17 protein-coding genes are annotated in these 19018 nt (G+C 38.3%); 10 read left to right on the top strand and 7 right to left on the bottom strand.

Annotation, left to right across the window (positions count from 1 at the left end; genetic code table 11):
- Nucleotides 1-80: 80 nt before the first annotated feature.
- The 3 genes from gdhA to ACLHDG_RS05850 all read left to right on the top strand — a co-directional run bounded on the left by gdhA (nucleotide 81) and on the right by ACLHDG_RS05850 (nucleotide 2452).
- Nucleotides 81-1463 carry an NADP-specific glutamate dehydrogenase gene (gdhA, locus tag ACLHDG_RS05860; protein ID WP_415407883.1) on the top strand — a complete coding sequence of 461 codons (1383 nt, stop codon included), beginning with the start codon at nucleotides 81-83 and terminating at the stop codon, nucleotides 1461-1463.
- A gap of 41 nt (nucleotides 1464-1504) precedes the next feature.
- Nucleotides 1505-1777 (top strand): hypothetical protein, encoded by a 273-nt coding sequence (locus ACLHDG_RS05855; RefSeq protein ID WP_415408054.1) that lies wholly within the window; start codon nucleotides 1505-1507, stop codon nucleotides 1775-1777.
- 120 nt (nucleotides 1778-1897) lie between these two features.
- Nucleotides 1898-2452 carry a toxin-antitoxin system YwqK family antitoxin gene (locus ACLHDG_RS05850; protein WP_415408053.1) on the top strand — a complete coding sequence of 185 codons (555 nt, stop codon included), beginning with the start codon at nucleotides 1898-1900 and terminating at the stop codon, nucleotides 2450-2452.
- Nucleotides 2453-2548: 96 nt separating this feature from the next.
- Here the strand turns inward: ACLHDG_RS05850 and ACLHDG_RS05845 are convergent, their stop codons facing one another.
- Nucleotides 2549-2959 carry an AI-2E family transporter gene (locus tag ACLHDG_RS05845; RefSeq protein ID WP_415408052.1) on the bottom strand — a complete coding sequence of 137 codons (411 nt, stop codon included), beginning with the start codon at nucleotides 2957-2959 and terminating at the stop codon, nucleotides 2549-2551.
- A 17-nt stretch (nucleotides 2960-2976) separates the two neighbouring features.
- Nucleotides 2977-3324 (bottom strand): HlyD family secretion protein, encoded by a 348-nt coding sequence (locus ACLHDG_RS05840; RefSeq protein WP_415408330.1) that lies wholly within the window; start codon nucleotides 3322-3324, stop codon nucleotides 2977-2979.
- A gap of 192 nt (nucleotides 3325-3516) precedes the next feature.
- Between ACLHDG_RS05840 and ACLHDG_RS05835 the strand changes: the two genes are divergently transcribed.
- The 7 genes from ACLHDG_RS05835 to ACLHDG_RS05805 all read left to right on the top strand — a co-directional run bounded on the left by ACLHDG_RS05835 (nucleotide 3517) and on the right by ACLHDG_RS05805 (nucleotide 11450).
- Entirely contained in the window at nucleotides 3517-5313 is a 1797-nt protein-coding gene (locus ACLHDG_RS05835) for a Na/Pi cotransporter family protein (RefSeq protein WP_415408051.1), read from the top strand.
- Between the two features lie 79 nt (nucleotides 5314-5392).
- Nucleotides 5393-6010, top strand: a complete 618-nt coding sequence (locus ACLHDG_RS05830) for a hypothetical protein (protein WP_415408050.1) — start codon at nucleotides 5393-5395, stop codon at nucleotides 6008-6010.
- 52 nt (nucleotides 6011-6062) lie between these two features.
- The gene (locus ACLHDG_RS05825; protein WP_415408049.1) at nucleotides 6063-6560 is read left to right on the top strand and encodes a hypothetical protein; all 498 of its coding nucleotides are present in this window, start codon (nucleotides 6063-6065) and stop codon (nucleotides 6558-6560) included.
- Nucleotides 6561-6583: 23 nt separating this feature from the next.
- Nucleotides 6584-8275 (top strand): FAD-dependent oxidoreductase, encoded by a 1692-nt coding sequence (locus ACLHDG_RS05820; protein ID WP_415408048.1) that lies wholly within the window; start codon nucleotides 6584-6586, stop codon nucleotides 8273-8275.
- A 1-nt stretch (nucleotide 8276) separates the two neighbouring features.
- Nucleotides 8277-9494 carry a cation:proton antiporter gene (locus tag ACLHDG_RS05815; RefSeq protein WP_415408047.1) on the top strand — a complete coding sequence of 406 codons (1218 nt, stop codon included), beginning with the start codon at nucleotides 8277-8279 and terminating at the stop codon, nucleotides 9492-9494.
- Between the two features lie 678 nt (nucleotides 9495-10172).
- Nucleotides 10173-10547 carry a YbgC/FadM family acyl-CoA thioesterase gene (locus ACLHDG_RS05810; RefSeq protein WP_415408046.1) on the top strand — a complete coding sequence of 125 codons (375 nt, stop codon included), beginning with the start codon at nucleotides 10173-10175 and terminating at the stop codon, nucleotides 10545-10547.
- A gap of 18 nt (nucleotides 10548-10565) precedes the next feature.
- On the top strand, nucleotides 10566-11450 hold the full coding sequence (locus ACLHDG_RS05805) for a hypothetical protein (RefSeq protein ID WP_415408045.1): 885 nt from the start codon (nucleotides 10566-10568) through the stop codon (nucleotides 11448-11450).
- Between the two features lie 5 nt (nucleotides 11451-11455).
- On the opposite strand, the gene ACLHDG_RS05800 is transcribed toward ACLHDG_RS05805, so the two are convergent.
- From ACLHDG_RS05800 to ACLHDG_RS05780, 5 genes are all read right to left on the bottom strand, one after another.
- Entirely contained in the window at nucleotides 11456-13714 is a 2259-nt protein-coding gene (locus ACLHDG_RS05800; protein ID WP_415408044.1) for a mechanosensitive ion channel family protein, read from the bottom strand.
- 63 nt (nucleotides 13715-13777) lie between these two features.
- Nucleotides 13778-15976, bottom strand: a complete 2199-nt coding sequence (locus ACLHDG_RS05795) for a multiheme c-type cytochrome (RefSeq protein ID WP_415408043.1) — start codon at nucleotides 15974-15976, stop codon at nucleotides 13778-13780.
- Between the two features lie 140 nt (nucleotides 15977-16116).
- Nucleotides 16117-16806: a response regulator transcription factor gene (locus ACLHDG_RS05790; RefSeq protein ID WP_415408042.1), complete on the bottom strand. Its 690-nt coding sequence runs from the start codon at nucleotides 16804-16806 to the stop codon at nucleotides 16117-16119.
- Nucleotides 16799-16897, bottom strand: coding sequence for a hypothetical protein (locus tag ACLHDG_RS05785; RefSeq protein WP_415408041.1), 99 nt, complete (start codon nucleotides 16895-16897; stop codon nucleotides 16799-16801). Before ACLHDG_RS05785 ends, ACLHDG_RS05790 begins: the two co-directional genes overlap by 8 nt.
- Nucleotides 16887-18977, bottom strand: coding sequence for a PAS domain-containing protein (locus ACLHDG_RS05780; RefSeq protein WP_415408040.1), 2091 nt, complete (start codon nucleotides 18975-18977; stop codon nucleotides 16887-16889). Before ACLHDG_RS05780 ends, ACLHDG_RS05785 begins: the two co-directional genes overlap by 11 nt.
- Between the last annotated feature and the right edge of the window lie 41 nt (nucleotides 18978-19018).

Here is a 19018-nt window from a genome sequence, read left to right as displayed (position 1 = left end):
TATGTTAAAATATAATTTAAGCGTTATAGTCGCAGCTATGCCCGTTCACAAAATCTAAACCCAATAAGAAGGAAAGAGATATGAAAAGAGTAAACAGCATTGTAGATGCAAAAGCAGAGATCGCAAAACTTAAGAATGAGAATTGTGCAGAAGATGATGTCTTTTTTCAAGCGATGGAAGAGGTACTTCTTTCCATTTTTCCTCTTTTCAAGTCAGATGAAATGTATAATAAAAGTGCAAAAAATGCTATTATCAGAAGACTGATCACTCCAGACAGGGTTATTAAGTTTAAAGTAGTTTGGTTGGATGATAAGAATGAAGTGCAGGTCAATACCGGTTACAGAGTGCAGTTCAACAATGCACTGGGACCCTACAAAGGCGGTCTTCGTTTCCATCCCTCTGTCAATGAAGGTATTTTAAAATTCTTAGGATTTGAACAGATCTTGAAAAATGCTTTGACAGGTCTGCCTTTAGGTGGTGCCAAAGGCGGCAGTGATTTTGACCCTAAAGGTAAAAGTGACTTTGAAGTGATGAAGTTCTGCTCTGCCTTTATGAAAGAGCTCTATAAACATATTGGACCACGTATCGATGTACCTGCGGGAGACATTGGTGTAGGTGGACGTGAAATTGGGTATCTGTTTGGTCAGTACAAGAGAATGACAACAGCCTTTGAGGGTGTCCTTACAGGAAAACCGGCTTTCTTTGGTGGTTCACTGATGCGACCTGAAGCAACAGGCTACGGTGTGATTTATTTTACACGTAAAATGCTGGAGTTAGAAGGTAAAGAGACGTTAGAAGGTAAAGTGTGTACAGTCAGTGGCTCTGGAAATGTAGCCCTTCATGCCATAGAAAAACTTCAAGCACTTGGTGCTGTTACTGTCACATGTACAGATTCCAAAGGGATGATCTATGATGCAAGAGGTGTAGACCTTCCATTGCTTAAAGAGTTGAAGTTTGAGCGTCGTGCTTCTTTGGAAGAGTATATCAAAGCGCATCCTGAAGCAAGCTATACACCGGTCTCTGAATACCCTAAAGGTGGTCATGCAGTATGGAACATCCCATGTTATGCAGCCTTCCCGTGTGCTACGCAAAATGAGTTGACTGCAGTAGATGCTAAGAATCTGGTTAAAAATGGTTGTGTCAGTGTGACAGAAGGTGCGAATATGCCATCTACAACAGATGCAGTACATATCATGTTAAAAAGTGATATTTGTCTAGCTCCGGCAAAAGCAGCTAATGCCGGTGGTGTTGCCGTGAGTGGTTTTGAAATGAGCCAAAATGCTGCAATGCAGAAATGGACATTTGAAGAAGTTGATTTAAAACTTAAAGCAACAATGGAAGACATTTGTGAAAATGTTTCCTCAACGGCAAAAGAGTTTGGTGTAGCAGGAAATTATGTTGACGGAGCAAACATTGCCGGATTTAAAAGAGTTGCAGATGCAATGATCGCTGAGGGTGTATAAGCCTTTTAGTATAAGAGGCTTTGCCTCATTAGGAGATAAAAATGAGTATTGCAATAACAGACGAATTGATCAGTGAAGTAAAAGAAGCATACAGGTCTATGTATGTCCATGCTGATCTGGCAGGGTGGTTAAAAGTAAGCAAGCTTATGTATGGTCTGGGTGTAAACGACAGTAATATCCTTAAATGTCTGGCATCCATTGGAGATATCCTCTCTTCCCGACCATCTGGTTTGGAACCAGAGATCTACATGAAGCAGGAAGAGGAGAGAGTGTTTAAGTTACTTGATGCTATTGGTGCAGCAGACGAAAATTGAAAAGTTCAGTTAAATCTTATTTCTAAAAAGTATCTATAGTCTTCTAATAGTGAAAGATGCAAACATAGAGATTATCATAACTTTTATGCTAAAATATATTCAATCAATACAGGAGTTGACATGAAATATCTTTTAGTCCTACTTATTATCATTAATTTTTTAAATGCAGAAATAAAGAAGACATATTATCCTAATGGTAAGATAGAAAGTGAAATATCTATGCAAGACACCAAAAAAGATGGTATGGAGAGATATTACTATGAGAACGGTGTTTTAAAGTGGGAAATATCCTGGAAAAATGATAAACGTGATGGAGTTGAGAAAGAGTATTATAAAAATGCTCAATTAGAGAATGAAATAGTCTACCATAATGACAAAAAGGAAGGGATCCAAAAGAAATATTATCCAAATGGTAAATTAGCTATTGAAAGACTCTGGAAAGATGGTAAACGGGAAGGGTTATCCAAGGAATATCATGAGAATGGCAATATTATGGTGGAAGTCTTTTATATCAATGGTAAAGCTGAAGGTCTTGCCAAAGACTACTATGAAAACGGTAAAGTCATGAGGGAAGTTATCTTTAAAAATGGCAAAATAAAAAGTGGTTTTTTCTATAAAGAAGATGGCACAAAAAGTAAAATGTCTAAGGTTCAAATATTGAACTTAGGTTTTTAAGTCTTTAAGCAGACAAAAATATTTTGTTGAAAAAAAAGAGCTTCCTATGACGATAGGAGAAGTTAAGATGATTGTCAGTCCAGAGGGTTTAATTTTTTATTCTTCATCTATCCCTTTATAATCACCTAACATAAATGCAAGCCATTTTGTCTCTTCGTATTGATCAAATAAAAATTGTACACTCATTGTCAAAGGAACAGAAAGTATCATCCCCGCAGGTCTGAACATCCATCCCCAAAATATCATCGAGAGAAATATTGTTAAGGGAGACAGTTCTAATCCTCTTCCCATAATGCGTGGCTCAAGTATATTTCCTATAACGGTATTAACAATCATATACCATATTGATATCCATAACGCTGTCATCATATTATGATCAATGAGTGCCATTATGATAGCAGGAATAGCAGTAAAGATCGAACCCACAACGGGGATAAAGTTTAGGAAAAAAACAAGTGTTGCCCAAAGAAAAGCATAAGAAATGTCATAAAACCATAAAACGATCAAAATCCAGAGTGCTGTGATTAGACTGGTTTGACACTTGGTAGTAAGTTATTACCAGGGTTACCGTCAGAATGGGCAATTCCCCATGCGATAGACTCTACTTTTCCGCTAAGTGGTGTATCCGGATATGCAAGAAGTGTGACCATTGCTTTGTCTCCTACTTTTACTTCATGTATGGCATCTTCACGGAAAAATCCAAAGACCCAATAGGAATTTTCATCTACCAATGCAAGGATAGCCTTGTTGGCTGTTGCCTGTGAGCCTATCTGGAAGTTTATGTTTGAGACATAGCCATCTACTTCTGCGTAAACTTTGGTATATGAGAGGTTAAGTTTTGCCGTATTGACTGCTTCCTCTGATGAATCTATGTCTGCTAAAGACTTGTAGTAGTTGGTTTCATTTCTTACCAGATCTTTTTGTGAGACTGCACCTTTATCTTTTTCATAAATATTTTTGTATATTATGATTTTCGGATAGACAAAAAATCATTATTTTGCTAACATAGTTTTTTGAAGCAATATGACTAAAAATAATTTTCTATCAATATAAAGGGATCAAAAATGGTAGCTGCTCCTTCTTTAAACAACATGCTAAAGCATCAAATGATCGCATTGTTTCTCCTCTCTTCTATCTTTATCTCCTATCTTTATGCAACAAAGGAAACATTACCTCCTTCTGTGGATTGGTTTGAGAGCGGGATGGGACTCTTTGGTGGACTTGCCCTCTTCCTGGCCGGTCTTGACCAGCTCACAGAGGGTCTGAAAATGGCTGCGGGGGATGCATTGAAAAATATTTTGCAAAAACTCACAACTAACCGTGTGATGGGCGTCATAACCGGTACACTGGTCACTGGCCTTCTTAACTCTTCTTCTGTCACTACTGTTTTGGTTATTGGGTTTGTTACCGTTGAGATCATGACACTTCAACAATCTGTTGCAGTCATTATGGGTGCCAACATAGGAAGTACCGTTACTGCACAACTACTGGCATTTAATATCACCAAGTTTGCCCTGCTTCCTGTTGCCATAGGATTTTTCATGACATTTACCTCTAAACAGGATAAGATCCGTTACTATGGTATGATGCTGATGGGGATAGGTATGGTCTTCTTTGGTATGGGTGTGATGAGTGAAGCTATGGCTCCTATGCGTACCTATGAGCCCTTCATAGATTTTTTGGAACAGATGAAGAATCCGATACTTGGAATCTTGGCCGGTGCAGCATTTACAGGGATAGTACAGTCTTCCGCTGCCACCGTTGGGATATCTATTGCCCTAGCATCCGAAGGCCTGCTCTCTCTTCCTGCAGGTATAGCACTTGCACTGGGTGCCAATATAGGTACTTGTGTTACGGCACTTCTTGCCTCTTTAGGAAAGCCCGTCGAAGCGGTCAGAACATCCATCGTACATGTCCTTTTTAATGTCATTGGTGTACTGATATGGTTGCCTTTCATTGCTTACCTTTCTGATATAGCTGTTGCCATATCTCCTGTTGCGGAAGGTTTAGAGGGAATGGAAAAAATGGCCTATGAGGTACCTCGACAAATTGCCAATGGCAACACATTTTTCAATATTGCCAATGTGTTTCTATTTATCCTTATTACCCCACTGTTTGCCAAAGCAGCTACAAAACTTGTACCTGAAAAAGTGGAGAAAAAAGAGGTGATGATCACCCCAAAATACCTTAATGAAGATGCTCTGGCAATGCCCTCTACCGCTTTTGACAATGTGCGTTTTGAAAGTGCCCGTTCTATCGAACTGATCAAAGATATGGTCAGCATCTTACAAATAGCCAGCAAGGAGAGATATAACCCACCGATGGACAAACTGCAGACACTGTACCAAAATGTCCGTATCCTTGAAAATGCAAACCTGCTTTATCTTGGGAAGATACGTCAGCTTGAACTGACAGAAAGGGATAGTCTAGTCCATCAGAACCTGATGAGTACCAACACGATGCTCGAAGGGATCGCATATACGCTTCAAACCGAGATCAGAGAGATCGTGAAGAAAGCCGTAGAGATAGATTATAAGCCAAGCCAAACCACACAGGACTATATACGACAGGTTGTCAATACGACACTACATGCACTTGCTCTGACCGAAAAAGGACTTAAAGAGCATGATTATGCTTCTTTTGAAGAGATACTGGAGATGAAAAAGCCCTATAAGGAGCTTCTCAATAAATTCATGCAGAGAAAATCTGAACGTTTGGCAGAGGCAAGAGAAAGTTATCTTGATGTTGTGAAAATTGAGACGACCCTGGTTAATACTTTTTATCATATCTACCACCTTAACAGGCTTTTAGCCAAACAATGGATCAAGGAACAAAAACTTTTAGAAGAGGAAAAACTTTAATTTTTATTTACTCCGAAGTTTATGTTACAATATAATATACATTTGAAAGAAGTGAAGAATGGGATGAAAAGGAGAAGGAATGAAATTAAAATATGTAGGTGCAAAACCAAAAGTTTCAGGTAGAGGAGTTAGCTTCGATCAGAGCAAACCTGATAGATATACTTTTTTAAATGCTGCAATTGAACTTTTAGAAGCATTGAGTCTAGCATCACCCAAAGATAAAAAAGTACATCTTAAGGATGCAAGAGGAAAAGAACTCAGCAGCAGTGAACTGATGGATCTGCTTGAAAAATATTGTGCCAATCCTCAAGAGATCTTTGAGTCTCTTGAAGAAAAAACAAATGCACTGCTCGAAAAATATACCAATAGAGTAAAAGAGAATGATACGATCAATGCAGATGAGCGCAGAGCATGGCTTGGCAATATTAAGATCATGCGGGACTACTATATGCAATATATCACAAATGAGAGTGCTTACCAGTGTACATTGAATGCATTGGCAGATAAGCTCCACGAGTTAAAGATAGAAGAGGTGACATTTCCAATAGGTAGAAATCATGGTTTGGTCTTGAGTCATTTAATTGATGTATTAAGAGATCATAAACCTCCTTATGATGCTACATTGCATGTGGAACCACAAGATGGAGAAACGTTTGGAAAGCTAGATATGAACAGGGCCATACCTGTAGATATATAAGTCCCAAAACGATCAAAAATGAAATTAAAATTTAGTCTATAGGAAAGTATTCATGGCAGAAGAAAAACAGCATCTTATGGCATACGGTGTTCGACAGCAACTCTTTATCAAATATACTATTGTGGTCCTCGTTGACTTAACAGTACTGAACCTTTTTAACCAATATTGGGATTATGTTTTTATAGAAACGTTCATGATCTCACTTCTTACTGCTACCTTACTTCAGTTTTTGATGCAGGTAGCAATTAAAATAGAACATTATGCTGCAGATTTTCTTGAAACAAAAATGGGACTTACAAGCAAAATATATCGGGTTGTCTCTGCATGGACCATACTCTTTATTTCAAAGCTCGTGATCCTTGAAGCCATCAACCTCTCTTTTGGTGACAGTGTTGTATTTAGCGGTCCCATTCATGGTGTGGTGTCATTTCTTGCTGTAGTCATAGTCATTATCATTGCTGAACAGCTTATCGCATGGATATACCGTTCCCTTTCAGATACGGGTTCCACGCGTTTTATTCAAATTGATCCACTAAATGAAGAGAGATAAAACGAACCAAAAAAGGATAAAAAATGAGTCATAAATATCTTATCGTCGGCGGTGTTGCCGGCGGGGCATCGGTAGCTGCACGGTTGAGAAGACTTGGAGAAGATGATGAGATCATCATGTTTGAACAAGGGCCTCACGTCTCTTTTTCAAACTGCTCTCTTCCTTATCGTCTGAGCGGTGAAGTAAAGCAAACTGAAGACCTGGTATTGATGAATCCTGAACTGTTCAGAGGACAGTTCAATATTGATGCCCGTGTGAACAGTGAAGTGATCGCGATCGATCGAGAGAAAAAGGAGGTTGAAGTCAAAAATCTGCTTGATGGCAGAATCTATAAAGAGTCCTATGACAAACTCATTCTCTCCCCCGGTGCAAAACCCATTGTCCCCAAACTTCCGGGTATCGAAAAAGCCAATACTTTCACACTTCGTAATGTTGTAGATATTGATAAACTCCATACCTTTATTGAAAGAACCAAACCTTCAAGAGTTACCGTTATCGGTGGTGGTTTTATAGGTATTGAAGTGATGGAGAACCTTGTTGCTGCGGGGTATCAGGTCACTTTGGTCCAGTCACCGCCCCAGATCCTAAACCAGTTTGATCCCGATATGGTTCAGATCTTACATAAAGAGATCATGGACCATGGTGTTGAGTTGATTTTAGGTGATAGGGTTACCGCATTTGATACCAACAAAGTCATTCTCCAATCAGGCAAAGAGATAGAGTCTGAAGCAGTGGTGATGTCCATCGGTATTGTACCTGCAACAGATCTTGCGTTACAAGCAGGTGTAGATCTCGGAAAAACGGGTGCTATCAAAGTTGATCCCAACTATCTTACCAACGATCCTAACATCTATGCGGTGGGAGATGCCATTGAAGTCTTTAACAGCCTGACACAAGAGAATTTCAAGCTCTCTATGGCAGGACCGGCACTCAAACAGGCACGTAGCGTTGCCGATCATATTCACGGCAGAACCGTCAACAATACAGGATATATTGGCTCCTCTGTCGTCAAAGTCTTTAATTTCAATGCTGCCAGTACGGGTCTGAACGAAAAGATGCTCTCAAAAATGGAGATCGACTACGATTGGGCACAGATCATCCCAAAAGACAAAGTCGGCATCATGCCTGATGCTGAATACCTGATCTTTAAACTGCTCTTTGAAAAACCGACCGGTAGAATTCTTGGTGCACAGGCGATCGGTCGAGGGAATGTCGATAAACGTATTGATGTAATCGCTACCGCAATTAAATTTGGTGCAACCATAAAGAATCTTCCTGATCTTGAACTCTGTTACGCTCCGCCATTTGGTACGGGTAAAGATGTTATTAATTATGCGGGTTATGTGGCATCAAACTTGCTTAACGGTGACTTCAAACAGATCTCATTTACCAAGATACGTGAATTGGTAGAAAATGGTGCTTATATCCTCGATATCAGAGAAACATTCGAGTATGATGAGGGGCATATTAAAAAGGTAATCAATATACCTCTGTCCCAGCTTCGCCAGCGCTACGAAGAGATACCAAAAGATGTGCCGGTTTATATTCATTGCCGTTCAGGTCAACGCTCATACAATGCAGTGCTTGCATTGCAGGCAAAAGGATATACCGAAGTCTTTAATATATCTGGAGGGTATATTGGGCTGCTCGCTTATGAATATTTCACAGATCAATCGACTGGCAGAGAACCGATCGTGACAGGGTATAGTATTTAAAATGCATGAACAACTCTCAATATTGGTTATAGTCCTTGTCATATTAGGATATGGTTATTTTTCAAGACTTCTGTCTCGTTTCTATTTCTCAGGACCGATGATCTTTACGATTGTGGGTATTTTACTCTCACCGCTGGTTTTTGGAAAGGAAGCAACAAATCTCAATGGAGACACGGTTCAAATCATTGCTGAGATCGCATTGATCGTTGTTCTATTCAGTGATGCCGCTGCTTTGAATTTGGAAAAGTTACGCCATTCATTGCAGATTCCTTCACGACTGCTCTTAATTGGTTTGCCATTGACAATTATTTTTTCTACATACGTAGCCAAAGTATTTTTCCCTGACGAATCAATATTGTATCTATTGCTTCTGGCACTCATCCTTGCTCCGACAGATGCTGCACTTGGCAAGGCTGTCGTCAGTGAGAAAAGTATCCCTCTGAAGATCCGCTCCAGTATTAATGTCGAAAGCGGTTTGAATGATGGTATCGTCTTTCCTGTGGTCATTACTCTTGTAGCTGTGATCCTCAGCACTTCTGCAGGCGGTGAAGCACAAGGGGATGGCTGGCTGATACATGTCATTCAGCAAGTGGTATTTGGAGCTATTATAGGTGCATCAGTAGGATATTTCGGTGCAAGGCTCGCCACATGGACATTGGCAAAAAACTGGATGGAAAATAATTATCAAAATCTTATACCAATCGCACTGGCTATATTTTCTTTTTATCTGTCCGAACATTTTGGTGGCAATGGTTTTATTGCTGCTTTTTTTTCCGGTCTCTTTCTTGGGAATTATAGTAAAGAACTTCACGATCATGTTGAAGAGTTTGCAGAGAGTGAAGGTGAACTGCTTGTCCTGATCTCTTTTGTCGTCTTTGGTATTGCTTTCATTCCTGCAACTATCAACTATTGGGACATGAATACTCTGATCTATTCTATACTCAGCCTTACAGTTCTGCGTATGATTCCTGTAGCGATCAGTCTGATAGGAAAAGCAGACTTTTCAACAATGCTTTTCATAGGATGGTTCGGACCACGCGGGATCGCATCGATCCTCTATATGCTGATCGTTGTTCACAAGCTAGGTTCGATAGAAGGACATGAAACGATATTCTCAGTGATGACCTTAACCATACTACTCAGTATCATGCTGCATGGTTTGAGTGCAAAGCCATTTGCTAAACTGTATGCAAAAGATCATAAAGAAGAGGCTGAGTAAAAATCTAAAACCTTATAATCTAACATATTTTATAAGGTTTATCGTACTGACAGGCTATTTAGGGCTAATTTTTTACAGTAAAATATCCCACTATTTCTACAAAAAAGCTAACTCTTATTTTTTCATTAGGGCTCAATAGTTGATTATGGATTATGGGGAATTAGCCACTTTGAGATGTTTAATTTGCAAGTGGCTCAAATATATAACTTTATAAGGTTTTCATTGTTGATCCAATATTTTTGGATGTTGCTATAGTGATAAACGTTATATACCATAAGAAGTGTTGGAGATTCAATACAATTTTGTATTGATTTTAAATACTTTTTTGTATTGATTTTAAATACGATACAAAAAGTTACTTCAAAAACCTTATAAAATATATAATTTTATAAAGTTATCATTTTTACCGGAAAGCTTCATCTATATACTTTTCAAAACAACACTTTAGACTAGTCAAAACAACTATATACATTATTAACATTGGTGCTAATTTTAAAAACACATATATTTTCTACTAATTATTATAAACTGTACTATTTTATAATAATTACAGTCATATAGGGCTATATAATAGGTTTTCAATCATATTCTAAGTATAATTATTATGTCAAAAAAGGTCACAGTTTGAGTATAGTTAACAACTAATATGCAATTAATCCCATATATAGGAGTTAGAAGGTGAAAATACGCGTCTACTATGAAGATACCGATGCAGGTGGTATTGTCTACCATACAAATTATATCAAATTTTGTGAAAGAGCCCGCTCTGAAGTCTTTTTTCAAAGAGGTATTGTACCCTCTCAAAGTGACACTAGCGGCTTTGTAGTCCGTGACCTAAAAGCCAGTTTTTTAGCTACTTCCTCTCTGGGAGATACACTGAATGTCACATCAAAGATCTTAACACTTAAGAGTTCATCTTTAGTCTTACTGCAAGAGGTATGGAAAGAAGAAGTGAAGGTGTTTAGTATGGAGGTTGTTTTGGTGTATGTAGACAAGGGAAAACCTTGCCGTATACCTGAAGTGTTTAAAGAGATTTTTAAACTATACTTTTAAAGAGAAAATTAAATATCAATGATCACTAAAAAACTTCTGTTTCATACCATCTTTATGGGGGCTTCCCTCCTGTTAACTACAGGCTGCGTCAAAACAAATTGCCCTCTTCCGGACAATCTCGATCATCGTGTAAAAAAAGTACACCTCAATTCATACAGAGAATCACCTGATCTAAAACGAAACAGCTGGAGTATGGGATCACTCTGTGCCGATCGTATCACTCTCAAAGAAGGAAGCCAAACCTGGAAATTTCTGCTTGTCTGGAACACTTCACATCCCAAAGGACCCTTCTGGTATCTGCCTCATGACAATGAAGAGAGTGCTTTTGCTACTGCGGTCTATGCGGCTAAACAGTATGGTGGAGGCTTCCTTGCTGTAGAGTCAAATGGTCAACGTTATGTATCGGGGAGAGATCCTAACAGGAACTTCAAAAAAGATTCCTCTTACAGCAAAACGATCTGCAGGATCATCGATACCTATAAACCGTCTCATCTCCCCTACATGGCTCTTCACACCAATGCAGAGGGTTATCTAAAGAGTGGTGGTTATGGTACCGTATCGATGCGAAGGTATTCCAAAAATATGCATTCTTTTCCTGCCGGAAATATTAAAACAGGTCGTAAAAAAGGCTTAGAGGATGAAGATACACTTATCTACCTTGCAGGAAAACAAATTGAAAGAGAAAAAGTTAAAAAATTCAATGATATGGGGTTGAATGTCAAATTTGAAAAGGTCACTAAAAGGTCAAATGACAACTCCATGTCCAACTGTATTGTTTTATACAAACATCATGATAACTACATCAATATCGAAACCGAACATGGGGATGTCAGTACACATAAAAAGATGATAGACAGAGTGATGAAGATTTTGGGACAGAGAAGTATTTACATGGTGCGATAACAACACTACTTCTCATTAACATACTCCTGATTTACCATAATTAGTTCGATATTATTCTCTTTAATGATCTGGGCAATATCTGTTACGATGCGGTGTCTTCTATTACTATACTCCATATCTGTCGAAGCTTTGACAAAGAAACTCAGACCAAAAGAGATACCTCTTTTAGTAAAGTCATTTACACCTGTTAAAATAATTTTACTATTATCAACACCCTCGTTCTCTGTTAAAAATTTTAATATATCACTGTCAAGTTTATCTAATGACTCTTTGGATGTTTGAAGACTTAAGAAAAACTCTGTATCGATTCTCATTGCTTCACGTGCAGTATAGTTATCGATCATCTCACTGGTGATCTTATTGTTTGGAACTGTCAATACAGTATCAAAGATCGTTCTGATCTTGGTAGAGCGTATCCCAACATTTGTGATCACCCCAATATCAGAACCGATCTTTATCTTGTCTCCGGTTTTAAATGGTCTATCAGCAATGATAATCGCTGAACCAAAGAAGTTGGCAATGGTATCTTTAGCCGCTATAGCAAATGCCAAACCACCTATCCCCAAACCTGCAACTACTGTCTTGTAAGGTACACCCAATATCTCCGCCACTGCAAAGATAGCTACAAGCACTACACCTATACGTAGAATACTGCTGATGATCGAAAGAAAGATTTCATCGACCTCCGATGCATGCCGTTTTGCCCGTATCTTCAGAAGAGAGATGATGATATCGATCAGGCTGAAAATGATCCACGCGATACCAATAACGATCATAAGATGCGATATGGTTTTAATGATGGAAAAGAGAAAGTCTGACAAACCAAGCTGATGTGCACCATAAAGAAGAAGCAGACCAAAAGTCAAGATCTGCACAGGGCGCAGAAATCGTACAGTAATCATCTGATCCGTCCATCGTTTTGTCAAATAGTATTTTTTAACTATATATAATGTGATCCATTTGGTAAAATAGCTGATCCAGCCTGCCAAAAAGATGAGCAGTGCCAATAGAGCAATCTGCCAGAAGGCCGTGTCGTAGAACTTTTTTATAAGAAGAGGAGAGATCGATTGGGCAATATTTTTAAGCGTAAAATAGAGATCATTCTCAGAGATCATTCTAGACGATACTTTTAGAGGGATATCTTCCATCTCTTCAAAAAGTATTTCTATGGTTTCAAGTGTTTCAGAGGTGAACTGCCACCGTGTCTGTCCATCGACTTCATAAGGTGCGATAACAATATCTCCTAAAGGATGATGAAAATGAACATACGGTTTTTTGCTTTTAGGATCATTAGGTATCTCCTGATAAACAATCTCAGAAATACGGTCTATAACACCCAAAAGATAATGGGAGAGTAACGGTGCCTGCCAGTCCCAAATAGCCGGATCAACCGCAGAGAGGTTCATAGTTGAGATAACATATGCTTTCCCATTCTTTTTCCAACGCTTATATTGTTCGATGAATGTACGTATTGTATCACGTGGAGTTTTAAGTTTAAGATTCTCATTTGAATTATACTCATGTTGTTCTCGTGCGCTCATAAGGGATATTAATGTTTCTTCCATTTGCTTCATAGTTGGAATACTTATCTTCCATCCTTCTGCATAATTCACTTTTATAAATTCGATTTCCACTGTATTAGTGGTTCCAACTTGATGAAGGATAACACTGTCATAGTCACTTTGTATATTTCGATTGAAGGCGTGTTTTTCAACCGTGCAGGCATCCAATATCTTGAAGAACATGCGAGTGAGTGCTAACCTTTTTCCATAAAAATATTTTTTCTGATTTTCATCCATATACAAGAGATTCAGTGCTTTTTCAAGTGCTTCATAATGTCCGCTTCTGACCTGATTTCCAAGTTTTAGAAAAGAGTAAAAAGTGTGCATGGGTGAGCTATCATCTACCGATAGTGTATTGTACTCACTGTCTGCATCCACTTTTATACCGGTGATCCAGTCACCGCTTTTTGTATTACCAAAAAATGAACTGCCAGTCTGACCCATTATGAGGGTTACATTGGATTGGCCATTTTCGTTTATTGTAACTGCATGGAGCTTATTGTCTTCAATGTGTCCTTTAACTGTTCCATGTGTAGGTTTATAACTCCCATTAACATCATTACCATGCTGTTCCAACGTCATCACAATGGCCCCATGTTTCCAAAAGACATGCCATTTTCCATCCCAGGATTTCTCAGCAGCAGAAGCAGTGAAGATCAGCATAAGCCAAAAAACAATAATATGTATAATTTTTATTCGCATGCTCTGATCCTTTTCTTCTGCTTCCCTATAAGCATTTTCTATATATTCAATTATAGCAAAGTTTTACCGTACTGAAAAGTTCTGCAGATCTTTGAGTTTTTTCTCATACATTTCACTTTTCTTTGCATCACCTGTTTGTTTATAATAATACACCAATCCCGAAACGATTTGAAGATTCCCCGTATGTTTAGGGTAAGCCTCTTCAAGTATCTTTATGGCTTCTTTGGGATCTTTTTCTCCTATGGCTATGGCATATACGTAAGAGAAACGTGCATTACCTTCATCTAGTTGGGCTGCCTTTTTCAATTCTACGATCGCTTTTTCACTCTCTTTATTTCGAACATACCACAAGCCTAAGGCATGATGTAAAATGGCTATTTCAGGAACATTAGCCAATCCTTTTTGCAAGATATCAAAGCCTTTTTGACTTTCCCCCGATCGCAATAAAAACTCATTATAGTTTATATAGGCAGGTACAAACTGCGGTTGAAGACGTATGGCTTCTTCATAGGCCATTCGTGCTTTTTCAAGCATTTTACGATTGGTATAAAATACTCCCAGTGACAACTGTGACTCAGGGCGTTCTGCCGTGAAAAGTAGTGTTTTTTCATACTCATCAAATGCTTTCTCAAGCAGATCTTTTGTCTTCTTGTCGACCTCTCCCAACGAGAAAGCAGCAAGTTGGCGTGCGGCTTCTATTCTTACTATTTTTACAGGGTCGTTCAACATTTCAAACGTCTTTTTCATACGCATCTTTGGAGGAAAAGCTTCTAACGCCTGCAGTGCAGATCTACGTATCTGTGCATCAGATCTCCCAAGCATTTGAAGTGTTGTAGTATAGGTTTGTTTAGAAGGATAATTCCCAAGATAAGCAGTTGCTGTAGCTTTGGCAATATCCGGAGCATCAGACATTAACACTTCATATAGATTCTTGGGTGCATCTTTACTGTTTGATCTGAGTGCCTGCAGTGAATGGGCAAAGTTCTGTTTCCCCACAGGTATTTTCCCATACCATTTTTTCATTGCATCTGTTGCCCATTGCGGGTCTTTGTCTGTATGGCAAAGGTTACAGGCATTAGGTACTTCTTTCATCTCTACAGAGACATCCGGTCTTGGTACACGGAAACTGTGGTCATTACGACTGTCTACTCCCATGTAGGTGCGTGCAGGCATATGACAACTTACACAGCTCGCACCCTCACCTCCCTCTTTATGTTTATGGTGAGATGTAGCCATGTATTTCTCTTCACTGTGACACTGGCTACAGACTTTATCCCCTTTAGATTTACGTTCAAGGGTATGTGGATTATGGCAGTCCGTACAGGTTACACCTGCTGCATACATTTTACTCTGGAGAAAAGAGTCATACACATAGACTTCATCTTGTATCTTACCATCTGGGAAATAAAGATTTTCAGCTAACATTGTTGAGAGATAATGGTCAGAAAACTTATCTCCAGGTGTAAAATCATCATCAAGCTGAGAACGTCTGGAGTGGCATTTGGCACATACTTCTATCTCCTGATGATCAGTACCTCCCTTTTTTTCTTTAGTATTCACATCCCATTTCCATTTTTTGTTTTTAAACGAGAGTGCAAATCCTTTGTTTGACAATTCCTTATGGGGTGTTTTACTCCACTCCATATGTTTAGAAGCTGGTCCATGACATGCTTCACATGAGACATTGATAATATCCCATGTAGTATGATAACTTTTAGTCTCTACATCATAATTCTTTTTCAAATTCGTAGAGTGGCAGTCTGCACACATATAGTTCCAGTTAAAGTTCTGACCTGTCCAGTGCAGTACATCTCCAGCAGTCACATTATCGTCAGCATGAATGTGGTACCAACGCTGACCACCCTCCTCTTTTGAGCGACTGTCCCATGCGATATCCATTACCTGGATGTTTCCTTTTGGAAATTTGATCATATACTGCTGTAGAGGATAGACACCAAAAGTGTAAGAGATCTCATAATCTTTTAGTGAGCCGTCTTCACTGTCAGTGTTGACCATAAACTTATCACCCTTTTTAAAAAAGGTGGTGATAATACCGTTGTAATTGAACTTGGCATTATTGAAATCTCCCTTGACAGATTTCTCATCTGCCACCATCATCGCCAAGTCATGATGTGAACCTTTCCACTCTTTCACTTCTTTACTGTGACACTCGGCACAGGCTTTGTCTCCTACATAAGTTGCTCGATCTTCTGCGAAGACCGCAGTTAATAAAGTCAAGATTAAAAATATCTTCTTTGTCATAAATATCACTTTTTATATAAAATTTAACTCTTATTTTATCAAATACCTCATGTAAAACAGCACTATCCTTCTTCACAAAAAACTATTTGCCGAAAATAGATACCATAATATAAAATAGTTGTCTTTTTTCAAACACAAATTTATAAAGCATGGATCCTATACCCTTCAGCATAAATATTCTCTATCAACTCTTCAGGCAGTTTTTTTCTCAGTCTCTTAAGAAGATGACTGAGTGAACTGTAATGGTCTACATCATCTTTATCTTCCCAGATCAACTTTTCTATGACTTCATAAGTGACGATTTTATTAAGCTGTTCTACCAGAAAATCCAGAAGAATTATTTCACGTTTTGTCAGAGTTATGATCTCATCATTATGAGAGAGGATCTTCTCTTCTTTTTTCCAAAAATAATCATTTTGAAGTGGGATCAAACCACTTTCCTCTCTTTTATCCTCATACTTTAAAGCCATCTCTTCAAGAAGAGCAAAAAGCTTTTTATGCGGTACCGGTTTAACCAAATAGTCTGAAAGCCCCAGCTTGATCGCCTTGAGAAGTTTCTCCTGATCAGAGTAGGCACTCAACACAACTATTGGTGTATCTTTATCATTTTTTCGTACTCTCTCGATCACTTCCAACCCATCAATTTTTGGCAAATTGATATCAACCAACATTATATCGGGATAATACTGCTCATACTTTTCAAGTGCCTGGGCTCCATCTGTAGCTTCATAAACCTGTTTGAATCTGGGTTTGAGTACACGTACAAACTGTTCACGTAGTTCTTCATCGTCTTCTACATAGAGCAGTGTCATTTCTTTGATATTACTCATCTTCTTCCTTCTTTAACGTAATCAACACTTCACTTCCTTCACCTTGATTAGATATTGTAAGTTCACCATACATATTTTTTTCAATGATCATTTTGGAGATATAGAGTCCCAGACCCGTACCGCCGTTTTCTTCTTTGGTCGTAAAATAATAACGTAATCAGAACTTCACATCCTTCACCTTGATTAGATATTGTAAGTTCACCATGCATGTTTTTTTCAATGATCATTTTGGAGATATAGAGTCCCAGACCCGTACCGCCGTTTTCTTCTTTGGTCGTAAAATAGGGTTCAAATATTTTGTCTATTCTCTTTTCATCTATACCACCGGCATTGTCAGACACTCGAATATACCCTTTATCTCTATCACTAGAGACCACGATCTTGATATAAGGGTTTTTTATCTTTTTTTCCATCAACGCATCTTTAGCATTACTGAGGATGTTGAGGATGACTTGCTGAAACTCACTGGGATATCCAAGTACGTTGAAACTCTCTCCCTCTTTTGTAATCTGGATACCGTTTACCTCCAGCTGATTGAGCTTAAGATCAGAGACTGATTTGATCTTTTCCATAACATCAAAAAGTCTTTTTTCCTTGTCGATCTTGTAAAAGTTTTGAAAGTCATCGATAGTATTGGACATAAATTGTATGATCTCACTGTTCTTTTTAATATAATTATCTAAAAATTTCTTATTTATCTTTCCTTCTTTATAGTCCTCTTCAAGTATTTCAATATTGATATGCAGTATACTCAACGGACGCCGCCACTGATGTGCAATACTACTGAGCATCTCACCCATCTCTGCCAAACGATTTTTCTGCATGATCATGTGTTCATGCTTACTATTTTTCTCAACTTCCTCTTTTACTCTTGATTTTAGAGTTTGATTCAGTTCACTAAGCTCGTTATTTAAATTGATTTCTGTTGTAAGATCAGTATGCGTACCGATCATCCGAATAGCTTTTCCATCTATATCACGCTGAATCTTCCCACGATCATAGATCCATACCCAATGTCCATCTTTATGTCGAAGGCGATGTTTATTTTCATATATCTTTTCTTTGTCATTTCTGCATAATTCTATATCTTTTAGTACTTCTCCCAGATCATCAGGGTGAACACGTGACTGCCAAGTATCAAAACTGTTTTCAAGTTCATCATCTTTATAGCCCAACATCTCTTTCCAGCGAGGTGAAAAATAGACACTGTTATCTAAAAGATTCCAGTCCCAAAGTCCATCACGGCTTCCGTCAAATGCCAGTTTAATACGCTCTGCAAGATACAGGTTTTGCAGCTCAGTTTGTTTTAGCTTTATTAGATAGAGACTCACAAGTAAAATCAGTAAAAACACAGAAACTATTGCAACCAAAAGCGTATAGTCAAACTTTTTTTCAACACGTACCGAGATCCAGTTATGGACAATATCTCTTATCTCCTGCTCATCTGTACTATCTATTGCCTTGTTCATAATACTCAAAAGCTGTGGTTCGTCTTTTCTAATGCCCAAACTACCATGCAAAGGAGTTTTGTTCATCCTATCTATAATTTTTAGCTCATTGCTGTAAAGCATGAGAATATGATAAGCCAATGAGAAGGTCTCATCCACGTAACCATAGACTTTTCCCTTGATGACCATCTTCAATCCCTCCTCGATAGAGTCTACCATCACGATAGTCAGATTTGGGAAATTGTGCTTTACATATTGACTGATGCTTGTTTGTCCATTTAAAAGTGTAACCTTTTTGAAACTGATCTCTGTAAGATCATTGTGAAGTTGTTCATTGATTTTGGTAGCGATACCGATTGATCCCTCTATTACTTTATTGGTAGGAATCAGATGAGTGTGTCGATTGGGTGAAGCAAGAATCATTGTAGAGATATCAGCTTTTTTCTCCTTGGTGAGTCTGATACACTCTTCCCATGTTTTTATTGGGATATAGCGAACCGGAATGGGTATCTTTTTTTCCAGTAAAAACATGATTTCCGGTAATATACCAATATTTTTACCCTCTTTATAGCCAAAAAGAGGTAAACCTTTAGGACTGATACAGACTTTGATCTCTTTTTTTTCTTTCAGATAATCCTGTTCATCCTGACTGAGCGTAATTGTCCCACTTGCAGTGGAAAAAATGCTAATAAAAAATAGTAGGAGCAGTTGTCTTATCATCATAATATTATTTTATCGGAATAACTTTTAATACACGAACAACG

Origin of the sequence: Sulfurovum iocasae (assembly GCF_047716765.1) — a bacterium.
GTDB lineage: Bacteria > Campylobacterota > Campylobacteria > Campylobacterales > Sulfurovaceae > Sulfurovum.
The sequence above is the reverse complement of the archived record's forward strand: the minus strand, read 5'-3'. Positions and strand labels throughout refer to the sequence as shown.